This window comes from Polaromonas sp. YR568 (assembly GCF_943369415.1).
Lineage (GTDB): Bacteria > Pseudomonadota > Gammaproteobacteria > Burkholderiales > Burkholderiaceae_C > Polaromonas.
This window is the reverse complement of sequence record NZ_CALRNF020000010.1, coordinates 104,040-127,229: the sequence shown is the minus strand read 5'-3', so window position 1 is coordinate 127,229 and position 23,190 is coordinate 104,040. Positions and strand designations below refer to the sequence as shown.

The window sequence follows — 23,190 nt, the reverse complement described above, 5'->3', positions numbered from 1 at the left end:
ACCGACCTTGTCGTTCATGACTTCGTAGTGCACCGAATAGCCGTAGCGCTGGGCCACCACGTTCATGGGAACCTTGCCGGGACGGAAGCCGTCCATCTTGACCGTGCGGGCCAGGCGCTTCAGGCGGGTGTCAACTTCCGACTGGATGGTGTTGACGGGCAGCGTGAGCGTCATTTTGCGCTCGAGCTTTTCAAGGGTTTCAACAGTCACGGCCATGATGGTCTTCCTAAGATCAAAAAATAGTCAAAACAGGTTTTCACCTGGCATGTCGCGGTATTCCGCAACGCCTGAGCGCATGAACGCAAGAATTGCCGTCCGCAAGCCTCAGGGTGGTGCGCGGGGGGGGACTCGAACCCCCACACCATTGCTGGCGTCAGGACCTAAACCTGGTGCGTCTACCAATTTCGCCACCCGCGCGCCGGAAATAAAAACGGGAATCCGAAAAACCTCCGAATCCCCGCTTGAAATCGGTCAACTCTCTATTTTAGCCGGTAACGGGCCCGGGTTTTGCGCCGGGGGCCGCGGCCAGGGAGAATCAGGCCGCCGTTGGCTTTGCAACCGCGTGCGGGGGTTCTTCGCGTTTGACGCGGAACCAGGCCGCATACATCGCCGGCAACGCCAGCAAGGTCAGCACCGTCGCCACCACCAGCCCGCCCATGATGGCGACCGCCATCGGCCCCCAGAACACGCTGCGCGACAGCGGGATCATGGCCAGCACGGCGGCGGCGGCCGTCAGCACGATGGGGCGCAGCCGGCGCACGGCCGACTCGACGATTGCGTCCCAGGCCGGCACGCCGCGGGAGCGGTCCTGCTCGATCTGGTCGATCAGGATCACCGAGTTGCGGATGATCATGCCGAACAACGCAATGACGCCCAGCAGCGCAACGAAACCGAACGGCCGGTTCAGCAACAGCAGCGCTCCGGCCACACCGGCAATCCCCATGAAGCCCGTGACAAAGGCGAGGATGGAACGGCTGAAGCTGTGCAGTTGCAGCATCAACAGGGTGAGCACAATGAACAGCGCGACCGGCAGGCCGGCAACAATAGAAGACGATCCCTTGCTGCTTTCCTCCACCGCGCCGGCCACCTGGATCCGGTAGCCCGTCAGGCCCTTGTCTTTCCAGTTCGCTTCCAGCGCTTTCAGCTTGGGCATCAGTTCCTGCGTGACGGTGGCGCCCTGCAGGCCTTCGACGATGTCGCTCTGCACCGTGATGGCGTAGTCGCGGTTCTCGCGCCACAGCACGCCCGGCTCCCAGGTGAACACCGGCTTGGCGATCTGTGTCAGCGGAATCGACTTGCCCGAAGCCGTGGGCAGGTAGGCGTTGCCGATGTCGGTGATCGCGTTGCGCTCATCCAGCGGCTGGCGCAGCACGATGTCGATGAGCTTGTCGCCTTCGCGGAACTGGCCCACGGGCGTGCCCGCCAGGATGGTGCGGGAAGCCTGCGCGATCGACTGGCTGGTCACGCCCATCGCTCGCGCCTTGGCCTGGTCCACCTCAAGGCGCAGCACCTTGACGGATTCGTTCCAGTTGTCGTTCACGCCGCGCGTGTTGGCGCTTTCGCGCATCACCGCCTTGACCTCGTCGGCGCGCTCGCGCAGCACCAGCGGGTCTATGCCGACCACGCGGAACTGCACCGGATAAGGCACGGGCGGGCCGTTGGGCAGCAGCTTGACGCGGCCGCGAACTTCGGGAAATTCAGTAGCCAGCAGGGCCGGCAGCTTGATGCGCAGCGATTCGCGCACCTTCAAATCCTGCGCCAGCACGATCATCTGCGAGACGTTGGTCTGCGGAAAGACCTGGTCCAGCGGCAAATAAAAGCGCGGCACGCCCGAACCTATCCAGGTGCTGACCGTGGTCACGCCCTCTTCCTTCATCAAGCGCTGCTCCACCCGTTTGGCGGTGGCCTCGTTGGCGGCAAAAGAGGTGCCTTCGGGGAACCAGATGTCGACCATGATCTCGGGCCGGCTCGAATCGGGGAAGAACTGCTGCTGCACCTTGCCCATGCCCACGATGCCCAGCACGAAGATCAGCACAGTGGCGCCTATGGTGAGCCAGCGGTGCTGCACGCACCAGTTCACGGTTTTGCGGAAAGTGTTGTAGAACCCGCTGTCGAACATCTCGTGCGGACTGTCCTGGCCGGCCGCCACTTCCTGCACGTGCGGCGGCACCTTGAGCAGCAGCGTGCCGAGGTAAGGCACGAAGTACACAGAGACGATCCAGCTGAGCACCAGCGCGATCACCGTCACCGCGAATATCGCGAAGGTATATTCACCGGTGGTGGATTTGGCCAGGCCGATGGGCAGAAAACCCGTGGCGGTGATCAGCGTGCCCGTCAGCATGGGCATGGCGGTGATTTCATAGGCGAAGGTGGCGGCGCGCACCTTGTCGTAGCCCTCTTCCATCTTGCGCACCATCATCTCGACGGCGATGATGGCGTCGTCCACCAGCAGGCCCAGCGCGATGATCAGCGAGCCCAGCGAAATCTTGTGCAGGCCTATGCCGTAATACCACATGGCCAGAAAGGTCAGGCTCAGCACCAGCGGGATGGTGATGCCGACAACCAGCCCGGGCCGCATGTCGATGTAATAGCGTTTCCACAGCGGCAATTGGCCGGGGCCGTTGTGCGGCCGCTTGTGAAAGCCCAGAGCGACGAAGCTGACCGCCAGCACGATCACCACGGCCTCGATCAGCACGCGCACGAATTCGTTCACCGAGGTCGCCACCGCCTTGGGCTGGTTCTGCACGTTCACCAGCTTGATGCCGGCGGGCAGGGTCTTGTCGATGCGATCGGACAACGTCACGAGCGACTTGCCCAGCGCGATGATGTCGCCGCCCTTGGACATGGAGACGCCCAGCGCGATCACTTCCTTGCCCTGGTGGTGCACCTTGACGGACGGCGGGTCCACATAACCGCGCTTGATCACGGCGATATCGCCCAGTTGCAACTGGTTGCCCGAGCTGCCCCGGATCGGCATGACGCGCAGCTGTTCGATCACCTCGAACTGGCCCGCCACGCGCACCTGCACGACGTCCAGCGGCGTCTGCACCGCGCCGGCCGATTCAATCGCGTTCTGCTGGCCGAGCTGGGCCAGCACCTGATTCAGGTCCAGCCCCAGTTGCGCCAGGCGTTTTTGCGAGATCTCGATGAAGACTTTTTCGTCCTGCACGCCGAAGAGTTCGACCTTGCTCACGTCGGGCACGCGCAGCAGCTGCTGGCGCACGTCGTCGGCAAAGGTTTTGAGCTCGGCGTAGTTGAAGCCGTCGGATTCCAGCGCGTAGATCACGCCGTAGACGTCACCGAAATCGTCGTTGAAAAACGGCCCCTGGATCCCGCCCGGCAAGGTGCCGCGCATGTCGCCGATTTTCTTGCGCACCGAATACCAGACGTTGGCGACCTCTGCCGGTTTGGAGGAGTCCTTGATCTGGAAAATGATCTGCGACTCGCCGGGCTTGGAGTAGCTGCGGATGCGGTCCGAATACGGCACTTCCTGCAGCGTGCGTTCCAGTTTGTCGGTCACCTGTTCGGCCACCTGCTGCGCCGTGGCGCCAGGCCAGTAGGTACGCACCACCATGGCACGGAAGGTGAACGGCGGATCTTCGTCCTGCCCGAGCTGGAAGTAGGACGCGAAGCCCAGAATCATCAGCACGACCAGCAGGTAGCGGGTGAGGTCCGGATGGTCCAGCGCCCATTTGGAAAGATTGAAGCGGGTCGAGGGCGAAGCGAGTTCGCCGGCAGGGCTGTTGCCGTCGTCGTGGTGGGCTTGCGTCATGGCCGCCTCACTTCGCGCTGGAGGCAGCGGATGCTGGCGCCGAGGCGGCAACGGCCGCGGCATTCGGCCCCGTCTGCGCCGGCGTTGGGCCCGCCAGGGCCACGCTAGGCTGGTAGAAGCTGACCTTCTGGCCGGGCGACAGCACGTGCACACCGGCGCTCACCACCAGCATGCCGGCCTGCAGGCCCGAGGCCACCACCACGTCGTTGCCGTCGGCCGTGGCGACCTGGATGATTTGCGGCTTGACCGTCATGGTGGCCTTGTCGACCACCCACACCGCCGTGGACTTGCCTTCCTGGCGCAGCGCCGTGGTCGGCAGCTTGATGACCGGCACACCGACGGCGCCGCCCGATTCCGGCACCACGTACACCGTGGCGCCCAGGGGCGGCGGCTCGGCCGCGTCAACCGAGACCTTGACGGTGTAGGTGCGCGTGACGGGGTCGCTGCTGGCAGCCACCTCGCGGACTTTGCCGGCCAGCTCCGCGCTTTGCGACCAGACGCGAATCTTGACCGCCGAGCCGACCTTGATGCCGGCCACCTTGTCTTCGGGCACCGCGAACACCACGTCGCGCACGCCGTCCGCCGCGATGCGCACCACCGGCGTTCCGGCCGTCACCACCTGGCCGGGCTCGGCCTCGATGGCCGTCACCACACCCGATACATCGGCGACCAGCGATGCATAGTTAGTCTGGTTGCCTTGTACCGACAGTTGCGACTGCGCCTGCTCCAGTTGCGCCTGCGCCGCCTTCAGCGTGGTGTCGCGGCGTTCCAGTTCGGCGCCGCTGATGAAGTTTTGCTCCTTGAGCTCTTTGTAGCGCCTGAAATCGGCAGCGGCCAGGTCGCGGTTGGTGGTGGCCGCGGCCACTTGGGCGCGGGCCGAATCGGCTGCCAGCTTGAGATCCTGCGGGTCCAGCTGGGCCAGCACCTGTCCGGCCCTGACGCGCTGGCCGAGTTCGGCCTGGCGCTTGATGATCTTGCCACCCACCCGGAAGCCCAGCCTGGACTCAACCTGGGCCTTCACCTCGCCCGCGTACTCATGGCTCGATGAAAACGCGTCGGTCCCCACAGTGACCACCTTCACGGCGCGAACCGGTTCCTCAGGGGGCGCGGGCTTGGAACAGGCTGCCAGCAGCACGGCGGCGCCCACCAGGGAGAAAACGGTTTTGTTCATGGTCTGATTGGTGTGAAAACGGGGGTGCGGACTGCCGGCGAAAAAGCTTAGAAAGCTCACTACTGACTGACCGGTTAGTAATCTAGGGTAAATGCCCATGCTTGTCAAGCGACAATCGCCCGCATGACCCCAGGCCTCCAACAGCCCAGCGACCCGATTCCCCTGCAGGGCGTGTCGCATTACGAGAATTTCCCGGTGGCTTCGCTGCTGTGCCCGCCGCGGCTGCGCCCGCCCATCGCCGCGATCTACTGGTTTGCCCGCACGGCCGACGACATCGCCGACGAAGGCGACGCCACGCCCGAAACCCGCCTGGCCGACCTCGCCGCCTATCGTGCAGACTTGGTGGCGACTGCGGCGGGTTTGCCACCCTCCCCGCGCTGGGCCCCGGTCTTCGGGCAGTTGCGGCCCCAAATGGCGCAGTTCGCATTGCCTGTCAAGCTGCTGGACGACCTGCTCAGCGCCTTTGAGCAGGACGCCGTCAAGCAGCGTTATGCCGACGAGGCCGAGTTGCTGGACTATTGCAACCGTTCGGCCAACCCGGTGGGCCGGCTGCTGCTGCACCTCTACGGCATTCAGGACGCCGCCTCACTGCAAATGAGCGACGACATCTGCACCGCCCTGCAGCTCATCAACTTCTGGCAGGACCTGGGCGTCGATATCCCGCGCGGCCGCATCTACCTGCCGGCTGACGCCTGGGCCCGCCACGGCGTCGATGAAGCGCAATTGCTGGCGCTGGATGCCAATCCAGCCGTCCTGCAACTGATCGCCGCGCATGTGAATGCCGCGCGCGCGATGATGCTCAGGGGCCAGCCCCTCGCGAAGAAGATACCCGGGCGCGGCGGCTGGGAACTGCGCCTGGTGGTGCAAGGCGGCCTGCGCATCCTGGACAAGATAGAAGCGCAGGGCTTCAACACCTTGCGGCGGCGCCCCAGGCTGGGCCCCTGGGACGTGGTGGTGATGGGCTGGCGCGCGGTGTTCATGTAGCAAGTGCGGATCCGCTCGGGTCTTCCTGGCCGCGCGCGATCCCATGTGACAATTACCGCATGACGCCTGAGCAGTATGTCCAGCAAAAAGCCGCCGCATCCGGCAGCAGTTTCTATTACGCCTTCCTGTTTTTACCCAAAGAGCGGCGCGCCGCCATCACGGCTTTTTATGCCTTCTGCCGCGAAATCGACGATGTGGTCGATGAGGTCACCGACCCCGGCGTGGCGCGCACCAAGCTGGCCTGGTGGCAAAGCGAGGTCCTCAAGTCCTATGCCGGCGAGCCGACGCACCCGGTGATGAAGGCGCTGATGCCTCTGGCCGCCACCTACCGCATCGAAGCGCGCCACCTGCAGGCCGTGATCGACGGCTGCCAGATGGACCTGGAGCAAAACCGCTACCTCGACTTTCCCGGCCTCAAACAATATTGCCACCTGGTGGCCGGCATCGTGGGCGAGGTCGCCGCGCGCATCTTCGGCCAGGCCGACGAAGCCACCACCGCCTATGCCCACAAGCTGGGCCTGGCCTTCCAGCTCACCAACATCATCCGCGACGTCGGCGAAGACGCGATGCGCGGGCGCATCTACCTGCCCGTCAACGAGCTGCAGCAGTTCGACGTGAAGGCGCACGAGATCTTGAAGCGGCAATATTCGGACCGCTTCAGCGCGCTCATGAAATTCCAGACCGACCGCGCGCTCGCGCTCTACGACGAAGCGCTGGCCCTGCTGCCCGAAACCGACCGCCGCGCGCAAAAGCCCGGCCTCATGATGGCCAGCATCTACCGCACCCTGCTGCGCGAGATTGCCGCCGACGGTTACCAGGTGCTGCACCAGCGCGTGAGCCTCACGCCCTTGCGCAAGTTCTGGCTGGCCTGGAAAACGCAGGCCTTCGGGCGCGTGGTCTAAATGAGAGTCGCCGTCATAGGCGCAGGCTGGGCCGGTTGCGCGGCGGCGGTGGAAGCCACGCGCCTGGGCTACCAGGCCACACTGTTTGAAACCGCCCGTATCGCCGGCGGGCGCGCGCGCCGCGTGAGCGGCATGCTGGAGGGCAAGCCGGTAACACTCGACAACGGCCAGCACATCCTGATAGGCGCCTATGCCGAAACGCTGCGCTTGATGAAAGACCTGGGCGTGGACGCCGATGCCGCGCTGCTGCGGATGCCGCTGACGCTGCAGTTTCCCGACGGCAGCGGCCTGAAGCTGCCGCAGTTGCCGGCCCCGCTCGATGCACTGGCCGGCATCGTCATGGCAAGCGGCTGGTCCCTGCGCGACAAGCTCTCCATGCTCAAGGTCGCGGTGGGCTGGCAGCTCAAAAAATTCCAGTGTGACCCCAAAGAGTCGGTTGCCGACCTGTGCCGCGGCCTGGCGCCCGGCGCCATGGCCGCGTTGATCGAGCCGCTGTGCGTCTCGGCGTTGAATACGCCGGCTGAACGCGCCAGCGGCCAGGTTTTCCTGCGCGTGATGCGCGATGCGCTGTTTTCAGAGAGCGGCGGCTCCAACCTGCTGCTGCCGCGCGCCGACCTCAGCGCCCTGCTGCCCGATGCGGCGCTGGCCTGGCTCAGCGCGCAGGGCAACACACCGCAGCTGGGCGCGCGCGTGCAGGCTATCGTGCCCGTGGGTTCAGGCTGGGTTGTGAGCACCGATACCAGCGAGGCCTTCGACTGCGTGGTGCTGGCCTGCCCGCCGCAGGAAGCGGCACGCCTGGTCGAAGGAAGCGGTGTGCCTGCCGCGGACTGGCTGGCGCAGGCGCAGGGCCTGCAGCACGAGGCCTTGACGACCGTGTACGCCTGGGCGCCGGGCGCGCGGCTTGAGCTGCCCATGATGGCACTGCCCGCCGACGCGCGCGAGCCGGCCCAATTCGTCTTTGACCGGGGCCAACTGGGCGGCCCGGCCGGCCTGCTGGCCTTTGTGATCAGCGCCAGCACCGGCGACAGCGCCACGCTGACCGCGCAGGTGCTGGCGCAGGCGAAATCGCAACTGTGGCATCTGGGGCTGGGCGCCATGCAGGCGGTGCAGACCATTGTCGAGAAACGCGCCACCTTTGCCTGCACCCCCGGCCTGAGGCGCCCGGGCGCCGATGTGGCCCCCGGCCTCTGGGCCTGCGGCGACTACATCGCCGGGCCCTACCCCGCCACGCTGGAAGGCGCGGTGCGTTCAGGGCTGGAGGCCGCTCGGCACCTTCATTGAGCGGGTTCAGGCGCTCTTCGCCATCAGGCGCACGGTGCGGTAAGCCGGCCGCGACAGGCAGCGCTGCAGCCACTCGTCCACGCGCGGGCACTGCGCCATCAGGCTGGCCGCGCCCTGCACCCAGGCCAGGACCGACGCCACGCAGATGTCGGCCGCGGTGAAGCGCTCGCCGGCCAGGTAGGGCCGGCCCTGCAGATGCTGGTCGAGCACGCGCAGCGGCGTCAGCAGGTGGCGCTCGGCGTCGTCGGCGAGCTGCGGTTTGCGGCGGTCCGCCGGCATCATGATGCGATGCATCAAAAACGCCAGCGCGTCTTTCTCGCACTCGGTGACCACCCAGAAGCCCCAGCGCAGGATCTCTGCCTGCTCGGCATGGTCTTGCGCGGCCAGCAGCGGCGCGCCGGATGTCCTGAAACGCTCGGCCAGGTACAGCACACAGGCCATGGACTCCCAGACCAGCACGCCATCGTCGTCCACCACGGGAATGCGGCCGTTCGGGTTGATGGCGAGGAACTCCGGCGTGCGCGTGGCGCCTCCCGCGTAGGGCAGCGCGATGTGTTCATGGGCCAGGCCCATTTCGTGGACCAGCCACAGCGGGCGCGCCGCGCGGGAGGCCGCCGTGCCGTAAATCTTGAGCGTCATGAAAGCCTCTCCCTAAATAGCCCCTGAAGGCCGGCCCGCCTCAGAACCTGTTCCCGGTCTCAACGCGGGAACAGGTCGCACAACTCGGTCAGCGTGGTCACCGTCTCGTGCGGCACCGCCGGGTGCGCCCACATCTGGTCGGACCGGTTGACCCACACCGTCTGCATGCCGCAATTGAGGGCGCCCAGCACATCCAGCGTAGCATCGTCGCCCACATGCAGCACCTCGCCCGGCTGCACGTCGACGGCACCGGCGGCCGCATGGAAGATGCGCGGGTCTGGCTTGCCCACGCCGAACTGCTGGGCGCTGATGCTGGCCTGGAAATAGCGGTCTATGCCGATGCGCTTGATGTCGGCATTGCCGTTGGACACCGCCACCAGCGGATAGCGGCCGGACAAAAACTCCAGCGCGAGAACCGCGTCTTCAAACAAGGTGACCTTGTTGCGCTCACTAAAAAAAACGTCGAAGGCGGGCTCGGCCAGCAGGGGGTCTTCGCGCGAGCGGTACAGCGCCAGCCGGATGGCCTCGCGGCGTATGGCGCTGAGGTTGTGCTTGAGTTCGGGGCGCGAGCGCGTGACATGCTCGCGGATCTCGTGCCGCGCCGCGGGATTGGAAAACAGGGCCGCGGTCATGGGGGCATGCTGGTTGAGCCAGTCGTCCAGTGCTTTTTCGGCCCTTTCAATGGCCGGCCAGATGGGCCACAAGGTGTCATCGAGGTCTAGCGTGATGGCTTTGATGGTGGTCAGGTCGAGCATGGTGAAGGACGAAGGTGGAAGAACCCGTTCTAGGCGAGAATAACCCATGTCATTTCTCTCGCGCCTGCTCACGCCTTTCGACCCTGAACCGCCTTTCACGCACGGCGCGCCGCCGCCCGGCGCTTCGGCACCCTCCACCACCGCCATCCTGCTGTGCAACCTGGGCACACCCGACGAGGCCAGCGCGCCGGCACTGCGCCGCTACCTTGCCGAATTCCTGAGCGACCCGCGCGTGGTTGAAATCCCCAGGCCGCTGTGGTGGCTGATCCTGCACGGCATCATCCTGCGCGTGCGGCCCAAAAAATCCGCCGCCAAATACGCCAGCATCTGGATGAAGGAAGGCTCGCCGCTGCGGGTCTGGACACAAAAGCAGGCCGTCATGCTGCGCGGTTACCTGGCGGTGCGCGGCCAGCCCGTCGAGGTGCGCTACGCCATGCGCTACGGCAGCCCGTCCATCGCCGCGCAGTTGAACCAGCTCAAGGCCGACGGCGTGGAGCGCGTGCTCATCCTGCCGGCCTACCCGCAGTACAGCGCCACCACCACCGCCAGCGTGTTCGACGCTGTCTACCGGTGGGCGTCGCGCATACGCCGCATCCCCGAGTTCCGCTTCGTCAACCACTACCACGACCATGCGGGCTACATCAAGGCGCTGGCCGCCCGCGTGCGCGAGCACTGGCGCACGCAGGGCCGCGCCGAGCAACTGGTCATGAGTTTTCACGGCGTGCCCGAACGCACGCTCACGCTGGGCGACCCCTACCACTGCGAATGCCACAAGACCGCGCGCCTGCTGGCCGCGCAGCTGGGCCTGGAGCCTTCGCAGTACAAGGTCACCTTCCAGTCGCGCTTCGGCAAGGCCAAATGGCTGCAGCCTTATACCGAGCCCACGCTGGTGGCGATGGCGCAGGCCGGCGTCAAGCGCGTCGACGTCATTTGCCCCGGCTTTACCGGCGACTGCCTCGAAACCCTGGAAGAAATCAACATGGAAGCGCGCGAAGCGTTTTTGCACGCGGGCGGCAAGGAATTCAACTACATCCCCTGCCTCAACGACAGCCACGAATGGATCGCCGGCCTGGCCGAAGTGGCACAGCAACACCTGGCGGGCTGGCCGGTGCAGCAAGTGGATACGGCCGACGCAGCCAGGGCACTGGCGGCTTCGCGCGAGCGCGCCCTGGCCCTGGGCGCGCGGAAATAAGCCGGCGCCCGCAGGTGCTCAGGCCTTGAGCTTGAGCAGTTGCACCATCAGCTGCGTGGTCTTCGTGTCGAAGTCGATGAAGTTGCCGAGGTCGGCGCCCGACATCCAGGACTGCTCCCAGAAGCTTTGCTTGAGCGTCTTCTTCCAGAGTTCATACGCCAGCGAGGCTTTCACGGCCTCGACCATCTCGGCCTGGCGGGCGGCAGACACACCGGCGCCGGTGAACACGGCGCGCCAGTTGGTGATGTCCACGTCCACGCCCTGCTCGCGCGCCGACTTGACGCCGTAAGCGGCTTTTTTGGAGGACACGCCGACGGCGCGCAGCTTGCCGGAAGCCAGTTCGGCGCTGAAGGTGCCGTAACCCGAAACGCCGGCCGCCGCCTTGCCGCCCATCACCGCATCGACCAGCTCGAAGTTGCGGGCGAACGGCAGGTAGACCGCGTCTTCCGGCCTGGCGCCGGCTGCCTTGGCCAGCAGGCCCGCGAACACGTGATCCGCGCCGCCGGCCGCGCCTATGGCCATGGGTGTCTGCTTCGAATTGGTACGCAGGCGCTCCACCAGTTCGTTGAGGGTCTTGACCGGCGAGGCGGCCGCGACCACCACCACCGGGTAATCGCTGGTCAGGCGCGCCACGGGTTTGACTTTGGTGAGGTCCACGGCAGGCTTTTGCAGCGCCAGCGCACCGACCAGGTTGCTGTCGCCCATAAAAAGCGTGTTGGGGTCGGCGCTGTACTTCTGCACGTACCAGGCCAGCCCGGCAGTGCCGCCGCCACCCTCCTTGTTCTCGTACTCGATCTCGTCGCTCAGGCCCACACCCACCAGGGCATCACCCAGGGCGCGGCCGGCTTCATCGAGCGCGGTGCGGGACATGGCGGGAATCACGATGCGCAGCTTGGGCGCCAGCTTGCCCTTGGGCGCGGGTTGGGCCCAAAGCGGTGCGGCCACTCCCAGGGTGGCGATTCCACCGAGAACAGTGCGTCGTTGGATGGTCGGCATGTTTTCCCTCCTGGCCCATGGTAGTTGTATGGCCCGGGACACTGGTTGGGTGTTTTATCCAGTGCAACGGTCAACTCACGGAGAGCATTTTCCATGCCATCGAAAGCCGCAGCCATGCAAACGCACGGCGCGGCCGATGGGCGCTACGCCTCGACTCAGGCCTTGAGCTTGAGCAAATGCACCATGACCCGCGACGTGGTCAGGTCGAAATCGATAAAGCTCGCCAGGCTGGGGCCCGACAGCAGCGACGACTCCCAGTGGTTCTGCTTCAGCGTTTTCTGCCAGGACTCGTGGCCGGCCGCGGCCTTCACGGCCTCCAGCATTTCCGCCTGCCGGGCTTCCGTCACATTCTGGCCGGTGAACACGCCGCGCCAGTTGGCCATGTCCACGTCCAGGCCCTGCTCGCGGATCGAGGGGATGCCGAACACCGCGCGCTTGGACGACACGCCGATGGCGCGCAGCTTGCCGCTGGCCAGTTCGTCGGCGAACTCGCTGTAGCCCGAGATGCCGGCCGCCGCCTTGCCGCCCAGCACCGCCTGCACCACTTCAGCGCCGCCGGCGAAGGGCTGGTACACCAGCTCTTCAGGCTTGCTGCCGGCCGCGCGGGTGAATACCCCGGCGAACACATGGTCCACGCCGCCGGCGGAGCCGCCCGCGATGGGCACATCCTTGGGATTGGCGCGCATGCGCGCGGCCAGGTCGGCGATGCTGCGCACCGGCGAGCTGGCGGCGACCACCACCACGAGGTAGTCGCTGGTCAGGCGCGCAATCGGCCGGATGCGGCTCATGTCGACGGCCGGTTTCTGCAAAGCGACCGCGCCCACCATGACCATGCCGCCCATCAGCAGGGTGTTGGGATCGTTGCTGTATTTCTCGGCGTAGTAGGACAGGCCTATGGTGCCGCCTTTACCGCCCTTGTTTTCATATTCGACCTCATCCGCCGCGCCGGCGCCCACCAGCGCCGCGCCCAGGGCGCGGCCGGTCTGGTCCCAGCCGCCGCCGGCATTGGCCGGGATCACGATGCGCAGCTTGGGCGCCAGCCTGGCGGCCTTGCTTTTGGCCGGTGCGGCCGGTGTCGGCTTGGCGGTTTGCGCCCAGGCGGGCACGGCCCCGCCCAGCGTTGCCAGTCCCAGTCCAATACCGCCCAGGGCGGCGCGTCGTTTGATGTTCGGCATGTTGTTTCCCTCTGTGCTTGAATTTTGGTCAGCTGGCAGATTTCTTCGCAGACCAGTATTTGGCCAGGCGCGGCAGCACCAGCACAGCCACCACGATCACAACCAATGTAATCGACATCGGGCGCTGGAAGAACACCATGGCGCTGCCTTCGCCTATGGACATGGCGTTGCGCAGTTGCGCCTCGGCCAGCGGGCCCAGGATCATGCCGACCACCACGGGCGCGGTCGGGAAATCAAAGCGGCGCATCAACACACCCAGCAATCCAATAGCGTACAGCAGGAATAAGTCAAACGCGCTTTGGCGCATGCCGTAGGCGCCCACCGTCGCGAAGATCAGGATGCCCGCATAGAGCTGCGGTTTGGGGATCTTCAGCAGCTTGACCCACAGGCCCACCATGGGCAGGTTGAGCACCAGCAGCATGACGTTGCCGATGTAGAGCGAGGCGATCAACGCCCACACCAGCGCGGCGGAGGTGGTGAACAGCTGCGGGCCGGGCTGGATGCCGTAGTTCTGGAAGGCGCCCAGCAGGATGGCCGTGGTGTTCGAGGTCGGGATGCCCAGCGTGAGCAGCGGGATCAACGCCGCCGTCACCGTGGCATTGTTGGCCGCCTCGGGGCCGGCCACGCCTTCGATGGCGCCCTTGGTGCCGAACTCGGCCCTGATTTCAGGGTTCGCCAGTTTCTTTTCCGTCGCGTAACTCAGGAAGGTCGGTATTTCGGTCCCGCCGGCCGGGATGCAGCCGAAGGGCGTGCCGATAGCGGTGCCGCGCAGCCAGGCGGGAATCGAGCGCTTCCAGTCGGCCTTGGTCATGTGCACGCGGCTGAGCTTGTTCTGGTCTTCCACCGTCTTGCCCTCGTAGAGCACGGCATAGAGCACCTCGGCGACCGCGAAGAGGCCGACGGCCACGAGCACGATTTCAATGCCGTCCAGCAACTCAGGGATGCCGCCGGTGTAGCGGCCCTGGCCGGAGATCTGGTCCAGCCCGACGCAGCCGGCGGCGAGGCCGACGAACAGCGCCGTCATGCCGCGCAGCGTGCTTTTGCCGAGCACCGCGCTCACCGTGGTGAAGGCCAGCAGCATCAGCAGGAAGTACTCCGGCGGGCCCAGCTTGACGGCGAACTCTGCCACAAAGGGCGCGAACAGCGTCACGATCACGGTGGCAATGGTGCCCGCCACGAAGGAGCCGATGGCGGCCGTCGCCAGCGCAGCGCCGGCGCGCCCGTTCTTGGCCATCTTGTTGCCTTCCATGGCCGTGACCATGCTGGCGGTTTCGCCCGGCGTGTTCAGCAGGATCGAGGTCGTCGAGCCGCCGTACATGGCGCCGTAGTAAATGCCCGAGAAAAAAATCATCGAGGCCGTCACGTCGACCTTGGCGGTGATGGGCAGCAGCATGGCCACGGCCACCGCGGGGCCAATACCGGGCAGCACGCCCACGGCCGTGCCCAGGGCACAGCCCACCAGGCACCAGAGCAGATTGACCGGCGTGATCGCCGTGGCAAAACCCGCCATCAAGGCATTGAAGATATCCATGTCAGAGCCACCCTGTTGATGTGAGGCCCGGCAGGTTGATGGCCAGGAACTGCGTGAACATCCAGAACACCGGCCCGGAGATCAGCAGGCCGGTGACGGCGTCTACGGCCCAGGTGGACGCCGCGCCGGAAGGCTGGCCGCTGGCGCGCCGCAAGCCCTGCACCGCCAGCACGTAGCACAGCGTGCAGCTGAAAATAAAACCGATGGTGGTGATCAGCGCCGCGTTGAGCAGCAGGCCCGCCGAGACCCAGACAAAGCCGGGCCAGTAGGCGCGCGCCGCGCCGGGGGGCGGGTCCATCTCGCGAAAGCCGCCGCTGCGCGCCTCCCAGATGATCCAGCCGCCGCACAAGGTGAGGACGATGGACACCAGCCATGGCAGGAAGTTGGGGCCCACGCCGCCGTAGCCGGCGACGGAAGAAATGCTGATGGCGCCGAAGGCCAGCGCCAAGCCGGTCAGCAGCACGCCGGCGCCGACCAGGGTTTGCGGCCAGACGGCCGAGGGATCTGAGGTTGTCATCGTTGTAGTTCCCGTAAGACGTGGTCAAACGCAAGACCGTGTGGCAAGGCTGTGTGGCGGAACGCCGCCCTTTCGTCAAATTTGCGCTGAATCAAATTTGCATCGGGGCGGCGCGCCGCGGGATACACGCGAAGGTGTGAAGGGTCAGACCATGCCGGACTTGACCATGGTGGCGCGCAGGCTGGCGAAGTCGTCGTCGACGAACTTGGCGAACGCATCGCCCGACAGGACGGCGGGCGTCCAGTCGTTCTTCTTCACGGCTTCGGCCCAGGTCGGTGATTTCAGCGCGGCCAGCACCATGTCGGTCAGGGCCTTGCGCTGCGCGGGCGTGATGCCGGGCGCGCCGTAGACGCCGCGCCAGTTGCCGATTTCGACGTCTATGCCCTGCTCCTTGAGCGTGGGCACATCCACGCCGGGCAGCCGCGTTCCGGAGGTCACGGCGATGGCCTTCATCTTGCCGGCCTTGATGTATTCGGCAAACTCGCTGTAGCCGCTGCCGCCCACCGTGACGTTGCCGCCCAGGATGGCCGCCGTGGCCTCACCGCCGCCGCGGAAGGCGACGTAGTTGATCTTGGAAGGATCGGCGCCGACCTTCTGCGCGATCATGGCCGCGGCGATGTGCTCGGTGGAGCCGCGCGAACCGCCGCCCCACTTCACGCTGCCGGGGTCTTTCTTGAGCTGCTCCACCACGTCCTTCATGGTCTTGAAGGGCGAGTTGGCCGGCAGCACGAACACGTTGTATTCGCTTGAGAGGCGCGCGATCGGCGTGGCTTGCGACAGGCTGACCGGCGGCTTGCCGGTGATCAGGCCGCCCAGCATCACGGCGCCCATCACCATCAGCGCATTGGGGTCGCCCTTGGAGCCGTTCACGAACTGGGCCAGGCCCAGCGCGCCGGCGGCGCCGCCCTTGTTGTCATAGGTCACGGTGTCGGCCGCCTTGGAATCCGTCAGGGCCTTGCCGAGCGCGCGGCCCGTGGTGTCCCAGCCGCCGCCGGGGTTGGCGGGAATCATCATTTTCACGTTGGCGGCCGCGTAGGCCGACAAGGGCAAGGCACCGGTCGCGGCCAGGGCCGCCATGGATTTGAGAAAGGTATCGCGACGCATGTTGTCTCCTGTGGAATGGGGGCGCCCGGAGCGCCCGGATGGCTGATCACCTGCCTATCATGCACCTCCTGGCTGTCAAACGGCTGTCCGTCGGGACTGGGGAAAGTGCTAATGTCCTGACCATGATGCCCACGGTGATGTCCACGGTCAAACTCCTGCTGGTGGAGGACGACGCCTCCATGCAGGCGGCGCTGCAGCGCGCCCTGGGCCGGCGCGGCATGGAGGTGTTCGGCTGCACCGACGGGCGCCAGGCGCTGGCGCAGTGGACGGCCACGCAGCCCGACGTGGTGGTGCTGGACTTGACGCTGCCCGGCCTGGACGGCCTGCAGGTGCTGGCCCAGGCGCGCGGCATGGGGCTGACGACACCGGTGCTGATCCTCACGGCCCGCGGCACCGTCGGCGACCGCATCGTCGGCCTGAACACCGGCGCCGACGACTACCTGCCCAAACCCTTCGACCTGGACGAACTGGAGGCGCGGCTGCGCGCCCTGAGCCGGCGCCGCCCTGCGGCCGGCACGGAGCCCGGCGCCGGGCCGCAGCTTGCCGGCCACCTGCGCTACGACAGGGAAAGCGGCGCCATCTACCACCGCGACCAGGTGCTGGAACTCACGCCGCGCGAGCTGGCCCTGCTGCAGACCCTGATCGCCAAGCTGGGCCACGCCGTGTCCAAGGAGCGCCTGTTCGAGCTGGTGTTTCCCGGTGAAACCGACGTGCAATACGAGGCCGTTGAAGTGGTGGTCTACCGCCTGCGCAAAAAACTGGCCCACACCGGCGTCACCCTGGTGACGCTGCGCGGCCTGGGCTACCTGCTGAAAGTGGATGCATGAGCGGCCGGGAGCCCGTGCCGCTGGAGCCGGCGGCCGCGCAAAGCCCTGTGCCGCCCGAGTTCACGGGCCGGCGGGCCGTCTCCCTTAGAAGGTATCTGCTGACCGGCATCCTGATTCCCGTCGGCGTGCTCATCATCGTCAACACCGCCAGCCTGTACCGCCAGGCGCTGGCCGCTGTGAACACCGCCTACGACCGCACCCTGCTGGCATCGGCCAAATCCATCGGCGAACAACTCGACGTCACCGGCTATGACGAGCAGTCGGTGCTGCGTGTGACCGTGCCTTATGCCGCGCTGGAGGCCTTTGAGGCCGACAACCAGAGCCGCCTGTTCTACCGGGTGTCCAGCCTCAGCGGGGAAACGGTTTCGGGCTTCGCGGAGTTGCCCTTCTGGCACGGCCAGATCCCCATGCGCCCGCCCTATTCGGCGCTGGTCGATTTTTACGATGACGTGTTTCGCGAGGAACCCGTGCGTGTGGCCGTGCTGCTGCAGCCCGTGGCCAGCGGCAACGGCCGCGCCATGGCGGTGGTGCAGGTGGCCGAGACGCTGGAGCTGCGCAAGACCCTGGCGCGCAAGATCCTCTTTGACACGCTGTGGCGCCAGGCCATCCTGCTGGCGGTGATCGCCCTGGTCGCGGTGGTGGTGGTGCAGCGCGCCACGCGCCCGGTGCGCCGGCTCAGCGCCGAATTGAAGGCACGCCCCGAGGGCGACCTGACGGCCATCGCCGCACCCGATTCGCCGCGCGAACTGCTGCCCCTGATCGAGGCGACCAACCAGGTGATGGGCCGCCTGCAGCACCTGCTGGACAACCAGAAACGCTTTGTGCGCGACGCGGCGCACCAGCTGCGCACGCCGCTGGCGGTGCTCAAGGTGCAGGTGCAGTCGGCGCTGCGCGGCGACATGGAGGCGCGCGACGCGCTCGCCGAAATCAACCAGACCGTGGACCGCGCCACGCTGCTGGCCAACCAGATGCTGGCGCTGGCCAAGGTGGAGCAGTTGCGCCAGCAGGCCGACCTGCAGGCGATTGAGCTGGCGCAGGTGGTGCGTTCGGTGGCGCTGGACCTCTCGCCGTTGATCGCCGAAAAAGACATCGACTTCGAAATCGAAACCGCGCCCGCGCGGGTCAGGTCGCATGAATGGATGCTGGGCGAACTCACGCGCAACCTGCTGCACAACGCCATCAAGCACACGCCGGCCGGCGGCCCGCTCGCCGTGCGCATCGTGCGTGACGAAAATTTTGTCGCAATGACGATCAGCGACAGTGGACCCGGCGTGTCGGCCGAGCTGTCGGCGAGGCTTTACCAACCGTTTTCGGCCGGCGACGTGCGCCACGGCTCGGGCCTGGGGCTGGCCATTTGCCGCGAAATCGTCGAGACCATGCACGGCAGCATCACCCTGGAAAACCGCGTGGTGCACGGCCAGGTGACGGGGCTGGACGCGGTGGTCCGCCTGCCCACGACGTGAGAACAGGTTCTAAACTTGCGGCGCCCTCCTACGCACCGCATCGCGCGGTGGGTGAAAATAGGCGCCAATGGATAAATTGCGCATCGACAAATGGCTGTGGGCCGCCCGCTTTTACAAAACCCGCGCGCTCGCGGTCGAGGAAATCGACAAGGGCCGGGTCAAGGTCAACGGCATGGAGGCCAAGCCCGCGCGCGAGGTCAAATCCGGCGACACCGTGTCGCTGCGCCAAGGCCCCATCCACCGCACGGTGGTGGTGCGCGGCATCAGCAACCAGCGCGGTGCGGCGCCCGTGGCCCAGCAGCTCTATGAGGAAACCGAGGAAAGCCTGCGCCTGAAGGCCGAGGCGGCCGAGCAGCGCCGCGTGTCGGGCGACCCGGCCGGCGCCCAGGAACACGGCCGCCCGACCAAGCGAGACCGCCGCACGCTGGACAAGGCCTGGAACAACCGCTGGAGCGCGTCTGCGGATTAGGCAACCATCTCAGGCCGCGTACGCGCGTCGCGCCAGGGCCTGAGCCAGCAACGCCGCCGGGTCCACAAGATCCAGGGCCTCCATCCCGGGCACCGCACTGAGCGCGAGCGGTATCTCGGTGCAGCCCAGCACCAAGGTGGACAGCCCATGTCGACCGACCAAGGCTTCGGCCACCCCGGTGAAGCATTCACGCGCCAGGGCCATTTTGCCCACCTTCACGCCGTCGTAAATGCCGCGCATCAGCTGTTCACGCTCGCCCGCATCAGGAATATGGCATTGCAGCCCGGCGTGGCGCAGCGCCTGGTCGTAAAGCCCCGCGCGGTAAGTGCCCTCGGTGGCCAGCAGGCCGACTTCCCGCACGCCGCGCCCGGCCAGGGTTTGCGCCACCTCGCGGGCCACGTGCAGCACTTCCAGTTGCGGAAAGCGCTCCTGCAACTGGCCGTGCCAGGCATGGGCGGTGTTGCAGGCCACGGCCACCGTGGTGGCGCCCAGCGCAGCGAGCTTGCCCATGGCCTGCAGCATGGGGTCCAGGGGCTGGTGGCCGCCCGGGCCGGGCGATTCCAGGGCGTTGCTGCGGTCCGGCACCGGGACCTGGGCCAGCCAGTGCTCGGGAAAGCCCTGGTCCGACACCGCGATGCCCAGCAGGCGCATCCGGTCCGCACAGGCCTGGACAAACAGGCGGGCGAAGTCCGCGCCCGCCGCCGGCCCCATGCCGCCCAGGATGCCCACCACGCGGGTTCTGTTCATGTCGTGCCTTTCAGTGCTGGAGTGGCTGAAAACCCAAAATCCGGGCGAACGCCGGCCGCCTGGAGCCTCAGGGCTCCCGACCAGGTCTTTTTTAAGGAGAAGGGACTGCCGGCCCGAAAAGCGGCACGGCAGCGGATGACATGCAAGCCATCAACGGGGAGCGGCGCAGCGGCGCTCCCCGAGCGGGACTTACATCGCCGGCTTGTCGCTCAGCGCCTTGAGATTGGCCTTGAGGTCTTCGCTCATGGGCAGGTTCAGGTTCACGCCCTTGGGAGGAATCGGCGAGGTGAACCACTTGGCGTACATCCTGGCGAAATCACCCGACTTGATCAGGCGGATGATGGTGCCGTCGACCAGCTTCTTGAACTCCGGATCGTCTTTGCGCAGCATGCAGGCATAGGGCTCGACTTGCAGCGAGTCGCCCACGACTTCCAGCGACGCAGGGTCTTTGGAGTTGGCCCTCAGGCCGAACAGCAGGATGTCGTCCATGGCAAAAGCCACGGCGCGGTCGTTCTCGACCAGCAGCAGCGAGTCGTCATGGTCCTTGCCGAGGATCAGCTGCATGTCCAGCTTTTTGTCGGCGCTGTACTTGCGGATCACCTGGGCGTTGGTGGTGCCCGTCGTGCTGGCCACGGTTTTCTTGGCCAGGTCGGCGTAGTTCTTGATGCCGGACGATTTTTTGACCAGCAGGCGCGTACCGGTATAGAAATGGTTGATGGCGAAAGCCACGTCCTTGCCGCGCGCGGTGTTGTTGGTGGTGGAGCCGCACTCGATGTCATAGGTGCCGTTGACCAGCAGCGGGATGCGATTCTGCGAGGTCACGGGCATATAGGCGACTTCGAGGTTGGGCTTCTTCACCTTCTTGCGCACGTCGTCGATGATGGCTTCGGTCAGTTCTGCGGAAAAACCGATGGAGGTCTTGGACCCGATCAGGTAGCTGAACGGCACTGACGCCTCGCGGTAAGACACGGTGATCTTGTTGCTGTCGGCGATCTTCTTCAGCGTCGGCACGGTCTGCGCACCTGCGGTGGTGGCCAGGCCGGCTGTCAGCAGCACGGCGGTCATGAGTGTCGAGAATTTCATGCTTGTCCTTTCGGGGGCAGTGGTTGGTAGTTTCGGGAAAAACTGGATGCAGGAGGAACCGGCATCGCTAGTGTAGGAACACGAGCACGATACGTGCCATTCATTTTCACGGCAAACCCATGACGAAAACTCATGGTTTACCCAGAACGGCTTTCCCTGCGCGTTAACCGCCCGGTAAAGCCATAACCGCAGGTCATGGCCCTGGGCGAATTCAGCATTGTTCAAAAACGGATGCGCTACGTACAGTGGCGCGTATTCCATCTACTACAAAGACAAAGGTTTTTATGCATGTGTGCGTGCTCGGTGCCGGCATCGTGGGACTGGCAAGCGCCTACGGCTTGCGGCGCGCCGGCCATGAGGTCACGGTGGTGGACCGGGCCGGCCCCGGCAGCGGCGCCAGCGGCGGCAACGGCGCCCAGTTGAGCTACTCCTACGTCCAGCCGCTGGCCGACCCGGCCATCTGGCGGCAATTGCCCAAGCTGCTGCTGTCGCCCTCCTCTCCGCTCAAGCTGCGCCCGCGCCTGGATGTGCGCCAGTGGCTGTGGGGACTGCAGTTCCTGGCCGCCTGCAACAGCAAGACCTCGCGGGACACCACGGGCCAGCTGCTGTCGCTGGCGGCGCTGAGCCGCCAGTCTTTCGACGCGATGATGGCCGAGGAGCAACTCGATAACGATTTCTCCGCCACGGGCAAGCTGGTGCTGTATTCCGATGAGGCCGCGTTCGCTGGCGCCAGGCGGCAAATGCTTTTGCAGCGCGAACTGGGCAGCAGCCAGGAGGCCGTCAACGCCGATCGCTGCGTGGAGATAGAGCCCGCGCTGAAAAGCCGCCACGCGCAGATCGCCGGCGCCATCTACACGCCGGGCGAATGCGCCGCCGACTGCCAGAAAACGTGCGACGCCCTGTTCGTGGTCCTAAAGCGCATGGGTGTGCGGTTTTTGCTGGATACGCCGGTCCAACAGCTGGTGCAGAGCGGCAATTCCATCGCCGCCGTCGCCACACCGCAAGGCCACGTTGAAGCCGACCGCTTCGTGATGGCGCTGGGCGCGGGCTCCGCCCTGATGGCGCAAGGCTTGGGCCTGCACCTGCCGGTCTACCCGCTCAAGGGCTACAGCATCACGGTGGACGTCGACCCCGAAGCCGGCGCGGCGCCTACGGTCAGCGTGACCGACAGCGCGCGCAAGGTTGTGTTCGCCCGCATAGGTTCGCGGCTGCGCGTGGCCGGCATGGCCGAACTCTCGGGCTACGACGTGGCCGTAGACCCTGCGCAGATCGCGTCGCTGGAGGCCTCGACCCGGACGGTCTTCCCCGCCTGCAGCCGCTTTGACGAATTGAATCCCTGGGCGGGCATGCGCCCGGCCACGCCCACCGGCCTGCCGGTGATAGGCCGCCATGCCAAGGGCCCGGACAACCTGCTGTTCAACACCGGCCACGGTGCGCTGGGTTTCACCCTGGCATTTGGCTCGGCGCAGCGCATCAGCCGCATGATCGCGGGGTAAGCTACCCCCTTCTCGGCTCACTTTGTGTAGCCGGATCCCCCCGCAGGGGGCAACAGCAGCGGCCCGGCAAAGCCGGTTCCGCGCTGTTACTTGCGAAGAGACCAGCAGGCCGCACCTGGGGTTTCAGGCGCGTTGCGTCAAGGCCTGCTGGAAGCAGCGCACAAAGGCCCTGACCGCCACCGAGCCGGGCTTGCCGGCCGGGAGCAAGGCCTTGATGGGAACGGGAATCAGCGGCTCCAGTTCCAGCACGTCCACCCGCGTCAGGTCGGCCGATGCCGCGGTGCAGGTGTCGATCACGGCGATGCCCAGCCCGTGGTGGGCCAGCGCGAGGGCCGAATGGTAAGTCTGCACGGTGATGTGGAATTCCAGGCCCACGCCGGCCTCGCGGCAGGCCTGGTTGAGGGTGCGGCCCACCGGGTCCAGGACGTCCAGCCCCACCACGGGCACCCTGGTCAGGTCGGCCAGCGTGACACTGCCGCGCTTGACCAGGCGCGCCGCCAGCATGCCCTTGGGCGCCACGCACACCATGCGGCCGTCGGCCAGGTGTTCCTGCGCCAGCGCCGAATGCGCGACCGGGCTGAAGAGAAAACCGACGTCGGCCTCCTGCAAGGCAAGTGCCGAGACGATTTGGGGCGAATGCAGGGCCTGCAAGGTGATGGCCACGTCGGCATGCTTGACGCGAAACAGCTTGATGGCGTGCGGCAGGATTTCGTAGCTCAACGCCAGCACTGTGAGAATGCGCAACTCTCTGGCGCTGTCGCCAGTCTTGAGGTTGGCGGCCAGGCGCTGCACCTCGTCGAGTTGCGCGAACAGGCGCTCGATGTGCGGATACAGCGTCAGCGCTTCGGAGGTCGGCGTCAGCCGGCCCTTGCTGCGCTGGAACAGCGCAAAGCCCAGTTGCAATTCCGCGTGCTGCAGGATGCGGCTGACGGCGGGTTGGGTGACGTTGATGAGGCGAGCGGCCCCGCTCACACTACCGGTCAGCATGACGGCGTTAAAGACTTCGATGTGGCGCAATCGCATGGTGAATCCGGTCCTCTGTTTTCAGCGGGGCAACACGGCGGATTATGGCGAACGCGAGCTTTG

At 66.1% G+C, this 23,190-nt stretch carries 21 protein-coding genes and 1 tRNA gene; 8 read left to right on the top strand and 14 right to left on the bottom strand.

Going from position 1 to position 23,190, the window contains the following annotated elements; all coding sequences use genetic code 11:
* The 4 genes from ACLV74_RS09050 to ACLV74_RS09035 form a co-directional block, all read right to left on the bottom strand.
* Positions 1–216: trigger factor (locus tag ACLV74_RS09050; protein ID WP_411879051.1), on the bottom strand; the 216-nt coding region annotated here is incomplete at its 3' end.
* A gap of 114 nt (positions 217–330) precedes the next feature.
* Positions 331–417: transfer RNA gene (locus ACLV74_RS09045), tRNA-Leu, on the bottom strand.
* Positions 418–535: 118 nt separating this feature from the next.
* Positions 536–3,772, bottom strand: coding sequence for an efflux RND transporter permease subunit (locus ACLV74_RS09040; RefSeq protein ID WP_411879050.1), 3,237 nt, complete (start codon positions 3,770–3,772; stop codon positions 536–538).
* A gap of 7 nt (positions 3,773–3,779) precedes the next feature.
* Positions 3,780–4,943, bottom strand: coding sequence for an efflux RND transporter periplasmic adaptor subunit (locus ACLV74_RS09035; protein ID WP_411879049.1), 1,164 nt, complete (start codon positions 4,941–4,943; stop codon positions 3,780–3,782).
* A 123-nt stretch (positions 4,944–5,066) separates the two neighbouring features.
* Here ACLV74_RS09035 and hpnC point away from each other — a divergent pair, with 123 nt between their 5' ends.
* The 3 genes from hpnC to hpnE are packed head-to-tail and all read left to right on the top strand — an operon-like array spanning position 5,067 to position 8,110.
* On the top strand, positions 5,067–5,927 hold the full coding sequence (gene hpnC, locus ACLV74_RS09030; protein ID WP_411879048.1) for a squalene synthase HpnC: 861 nt from the start codon (positions 5,067–5,069) through the stop codon (positions 5,925–5,927).
* A gap of 59 nt (positions 5,928–5,986) precedes the next feature.
* A complete protein-coding gene (hpnD, locus tag ACLV74_RS09025) occupies positions 5,987–6,829 on the top strand; it encodes a presqualene diphosphate synthase HpnD (RefSeq protein ID WP_411879047.1) in 843 nt (280 codons plus the stop codon).
* A complete protein-coding gene (gene hpnE, locus ACLV74_RS09020; RefSeq protein ID WP_411879046.1) occupies positions 6,830–8,110 on the top strand; it encodes a hydroxysqualene dehydroxylase HpnE in 1,281 nt (426 codons plus the stop codon).
* Positions 8,111–8,116: 6 nt separating this feature from the next.
* On the opposite strand, the gene ACLV74_RS09015 is transcribed toward hpnE, so the two are convergent.
* On the bottom strand, positions 8,117–8,749 hold the full coding sequence (locus ACLV74_RS09015) for a glutathione S-transferase family protein (protein WP_411879045.1): 633 nt from the start codon (positions 8,747–8,749) through the stop codon (positions 8,117–8,119).
* Between the two features lie 59 nt (positions 8,750–8,808).
* Positions 8,809–9,504 (bottom strand): HAD family hydrolase, encoded by a 696-nt coding sequence (locus tag ACLV74_RS09010; protein ID WP_411879057.1) that lies wholly within the window; start codon positions 9,502–9,504, stop codon positions 8,809–8,811.
* Positions 9,505–9,550: 46 nt separating this feature from the next.
* Here ACLV74_RS09010 and hemH point away from each other — a divergent pair, with 46 nt between their 5' ends.
* Positions 9,551–10,696, top strand: a complete 1,146-nt coding sequence (gene hemH / locus ACLV74_RS09005) for a ferrochelatase (RefSeq protein ID WP_411879044.1) — start codon at positions 9,551–9,553, stop codon at positions 10,694–10,696.
* Between the two features lie 18 nt (positions 10,697–10,714).
* Here hemH and ACLV74_RS09000 read toward each other — a convergent pair whose 3' ends face one another.
* The 5 genes from ACLV74_RS09000 to ACLV74_RS08980 form a co-directional block, all read right to left on the bottom strand.
* Positions 10,715–11,692, bottom strand: a complete 978-nt coding sequence (locus tag ACLV74_RS09000) for a Bug family tripartite tricarboxylate transporter substrate binding protein (protein ID WP_411879043.1) — start codon at positions 11,690–11,692, stop codon at positions 10,715–10,717.
* 155 nt (positions 11,693–11,847) lie between these two features.
* The gene (locus tag ACLV74_RS08995) at positions 11,848–12,867 is read right to left on the bottom strand and encodes a Bug family tripartite tricarboxylate transporter substrate binding protein (RefSeq protein ID WP_411879042.1); all 1,020 of its coding nucleotides are present in this window, start codon (positions 12,865–12,867) and stop codon (positions 11,848–11,850) included.
* A 28-nt stretch (positions 12,868–12,895) separates the two neighbouring features.
* Positions 12,896–14,398, bottom strand: coding sequence for a tripartite tricarboxylate transporter permease (locus ACLV74_RS08990; protein WP_411879041.1), 1,503 nt, complete (start codon positions 14,396–14,398; stop codon positions 12,896–12,898).
* A gap of 1 nt (position 14,399) precedes the next feature.
* Positions 14,400–14,915 carry a tripartite tricarboxylate transporter TctB family protein gene (locus tag ACLV74_RS08985; protein WP_411879040.1) on the bottom strand — a complete coding sequence of 172 codons (516 nt, stop codon included), beginning with the start codon at positions 14,913–14,915 and terminating at the stop codon, positions 14,400–14,402.
* A gap of 144 nt (positions 14,916–15,059) precedes the next feature.
* Complete coding sequence (locus ACLV74_RS08980; RefSeq protein ID WP_411879039.1) at positions 15,060–16,019, bottom strand: Bug family tripartite tricarboxylate transporter substrate binding protein; 960 nt, start codon at positions 16,017–16,019, stop codon at positions 15,060–15,062.
* A 122-nt stretch (positions 16,020–16,141) separates the two neighbouring features.
* Between ACLV74_RS08980 and ACLV74_RS08975 the strand changes: the two genes are divergently transcribed.
* From ACLV74_RS08975 to ACLV74_RS08965, 3 genes are all read left to right on the top strand, one after another.
* Entirely contained in the window at positions 16,142–16,846 is a 705-nt protein-coding gene (locus ACLV74_RS08975) for a response regulator transcription factor (protein ID WP_411879038.1), read from the top strand.
* A complete protein-coding gene (locus ACLV74_RS08970) occupies positions 16,843–18,309 on the top strand; it encodes a sensor histidine kinase (protein WP_411879037.1) in 1,467 nt (488 codons plus the stop codon). Before ACLV74_RS08975 ends, ACLV74_RS08970 begins: the two co-directional genes overlap by 4 nt.
* Positions 18,310–18,376: 67 nt before the next feature.
* Complete coding sequence (locus ACLV74_RS08965) at positions 18,377–18,778, top strand: RNA-binding S4 domain-containing protein (RefSeq protein WP_411879036.1); 402 nt, start codon at positions 18,377–18,379, stop codon at positions 18,776–18,778.
* Between the two features lie 9 nt (positions 18,779–18,787).
* On the opposite strand, the gene ACLV74_RS08960 is transcribed toward ACLV74_RS08965, so the two are convergent.
* Together ACLV74_RS08960 and ACLV74_RS08955 are read right to left on the bottom strand one after the other, a co-directional pair.
* Positions 18,788–19,525 (bottom strand): aspartate/glutamate racemase family protein, encoded by a 738-nt coding sequence (locus ACLV74_RS08960; RefSeq protein ID WP_411879035.1) that lies wholly within the window; start codon positions 19,523–19,525, stop codon positions 18,788–18,790.
* Between the two features lie 189 nt (positions 19,526–19,714).
* Entirely contained in the window at positions 19,715–20,608 is an 894-nt protein-coding gene (locus ACLV74_RS08955; RefSeq protein ID WP_411879034.1) for a transporter substrate-binding domain-containing protein, read from the bottom strand.
* A 284-nt stretch (positions 20,609–20,892) separates the two neighbouring features.
* On the opposite strand from ACLV74_RS08955, the gene ACLV74_RS08950 reads away from it, so the two are divergent.
* Positions 20,893–22,104: a D-amino acid dehydrogenase gene (locus ACLV74_RS08950; protein ID WP_411879033.1), complete on the top strand. Its 1,212-nt coding sequence runs from the start codon at positions 20,893–20,895 to the stop codon at positions 22,102–22,104.
* Between the two features lie 123 nt (positions 22,105–22,227).
* Here the strand turns inward: ACLV74_RS08950 and ACLV74_RS08945 are convergent, their stop codons facing one another.
* Positions 22,228–23,127 carry a LysR family transcriptional regulator gene (locus ACLV74_RS08945; protein ID WP_411879032.1) on the bottom strand — a complete coding sequence of 300 codons (900 nt, stop codon included), beginning with the start codon at positions 23,125–23,127 and terminating at the stop codon, positions 22,228–22,230.
* Positions 23,128–23,190 lie beyond the last annotated feature (63 nt).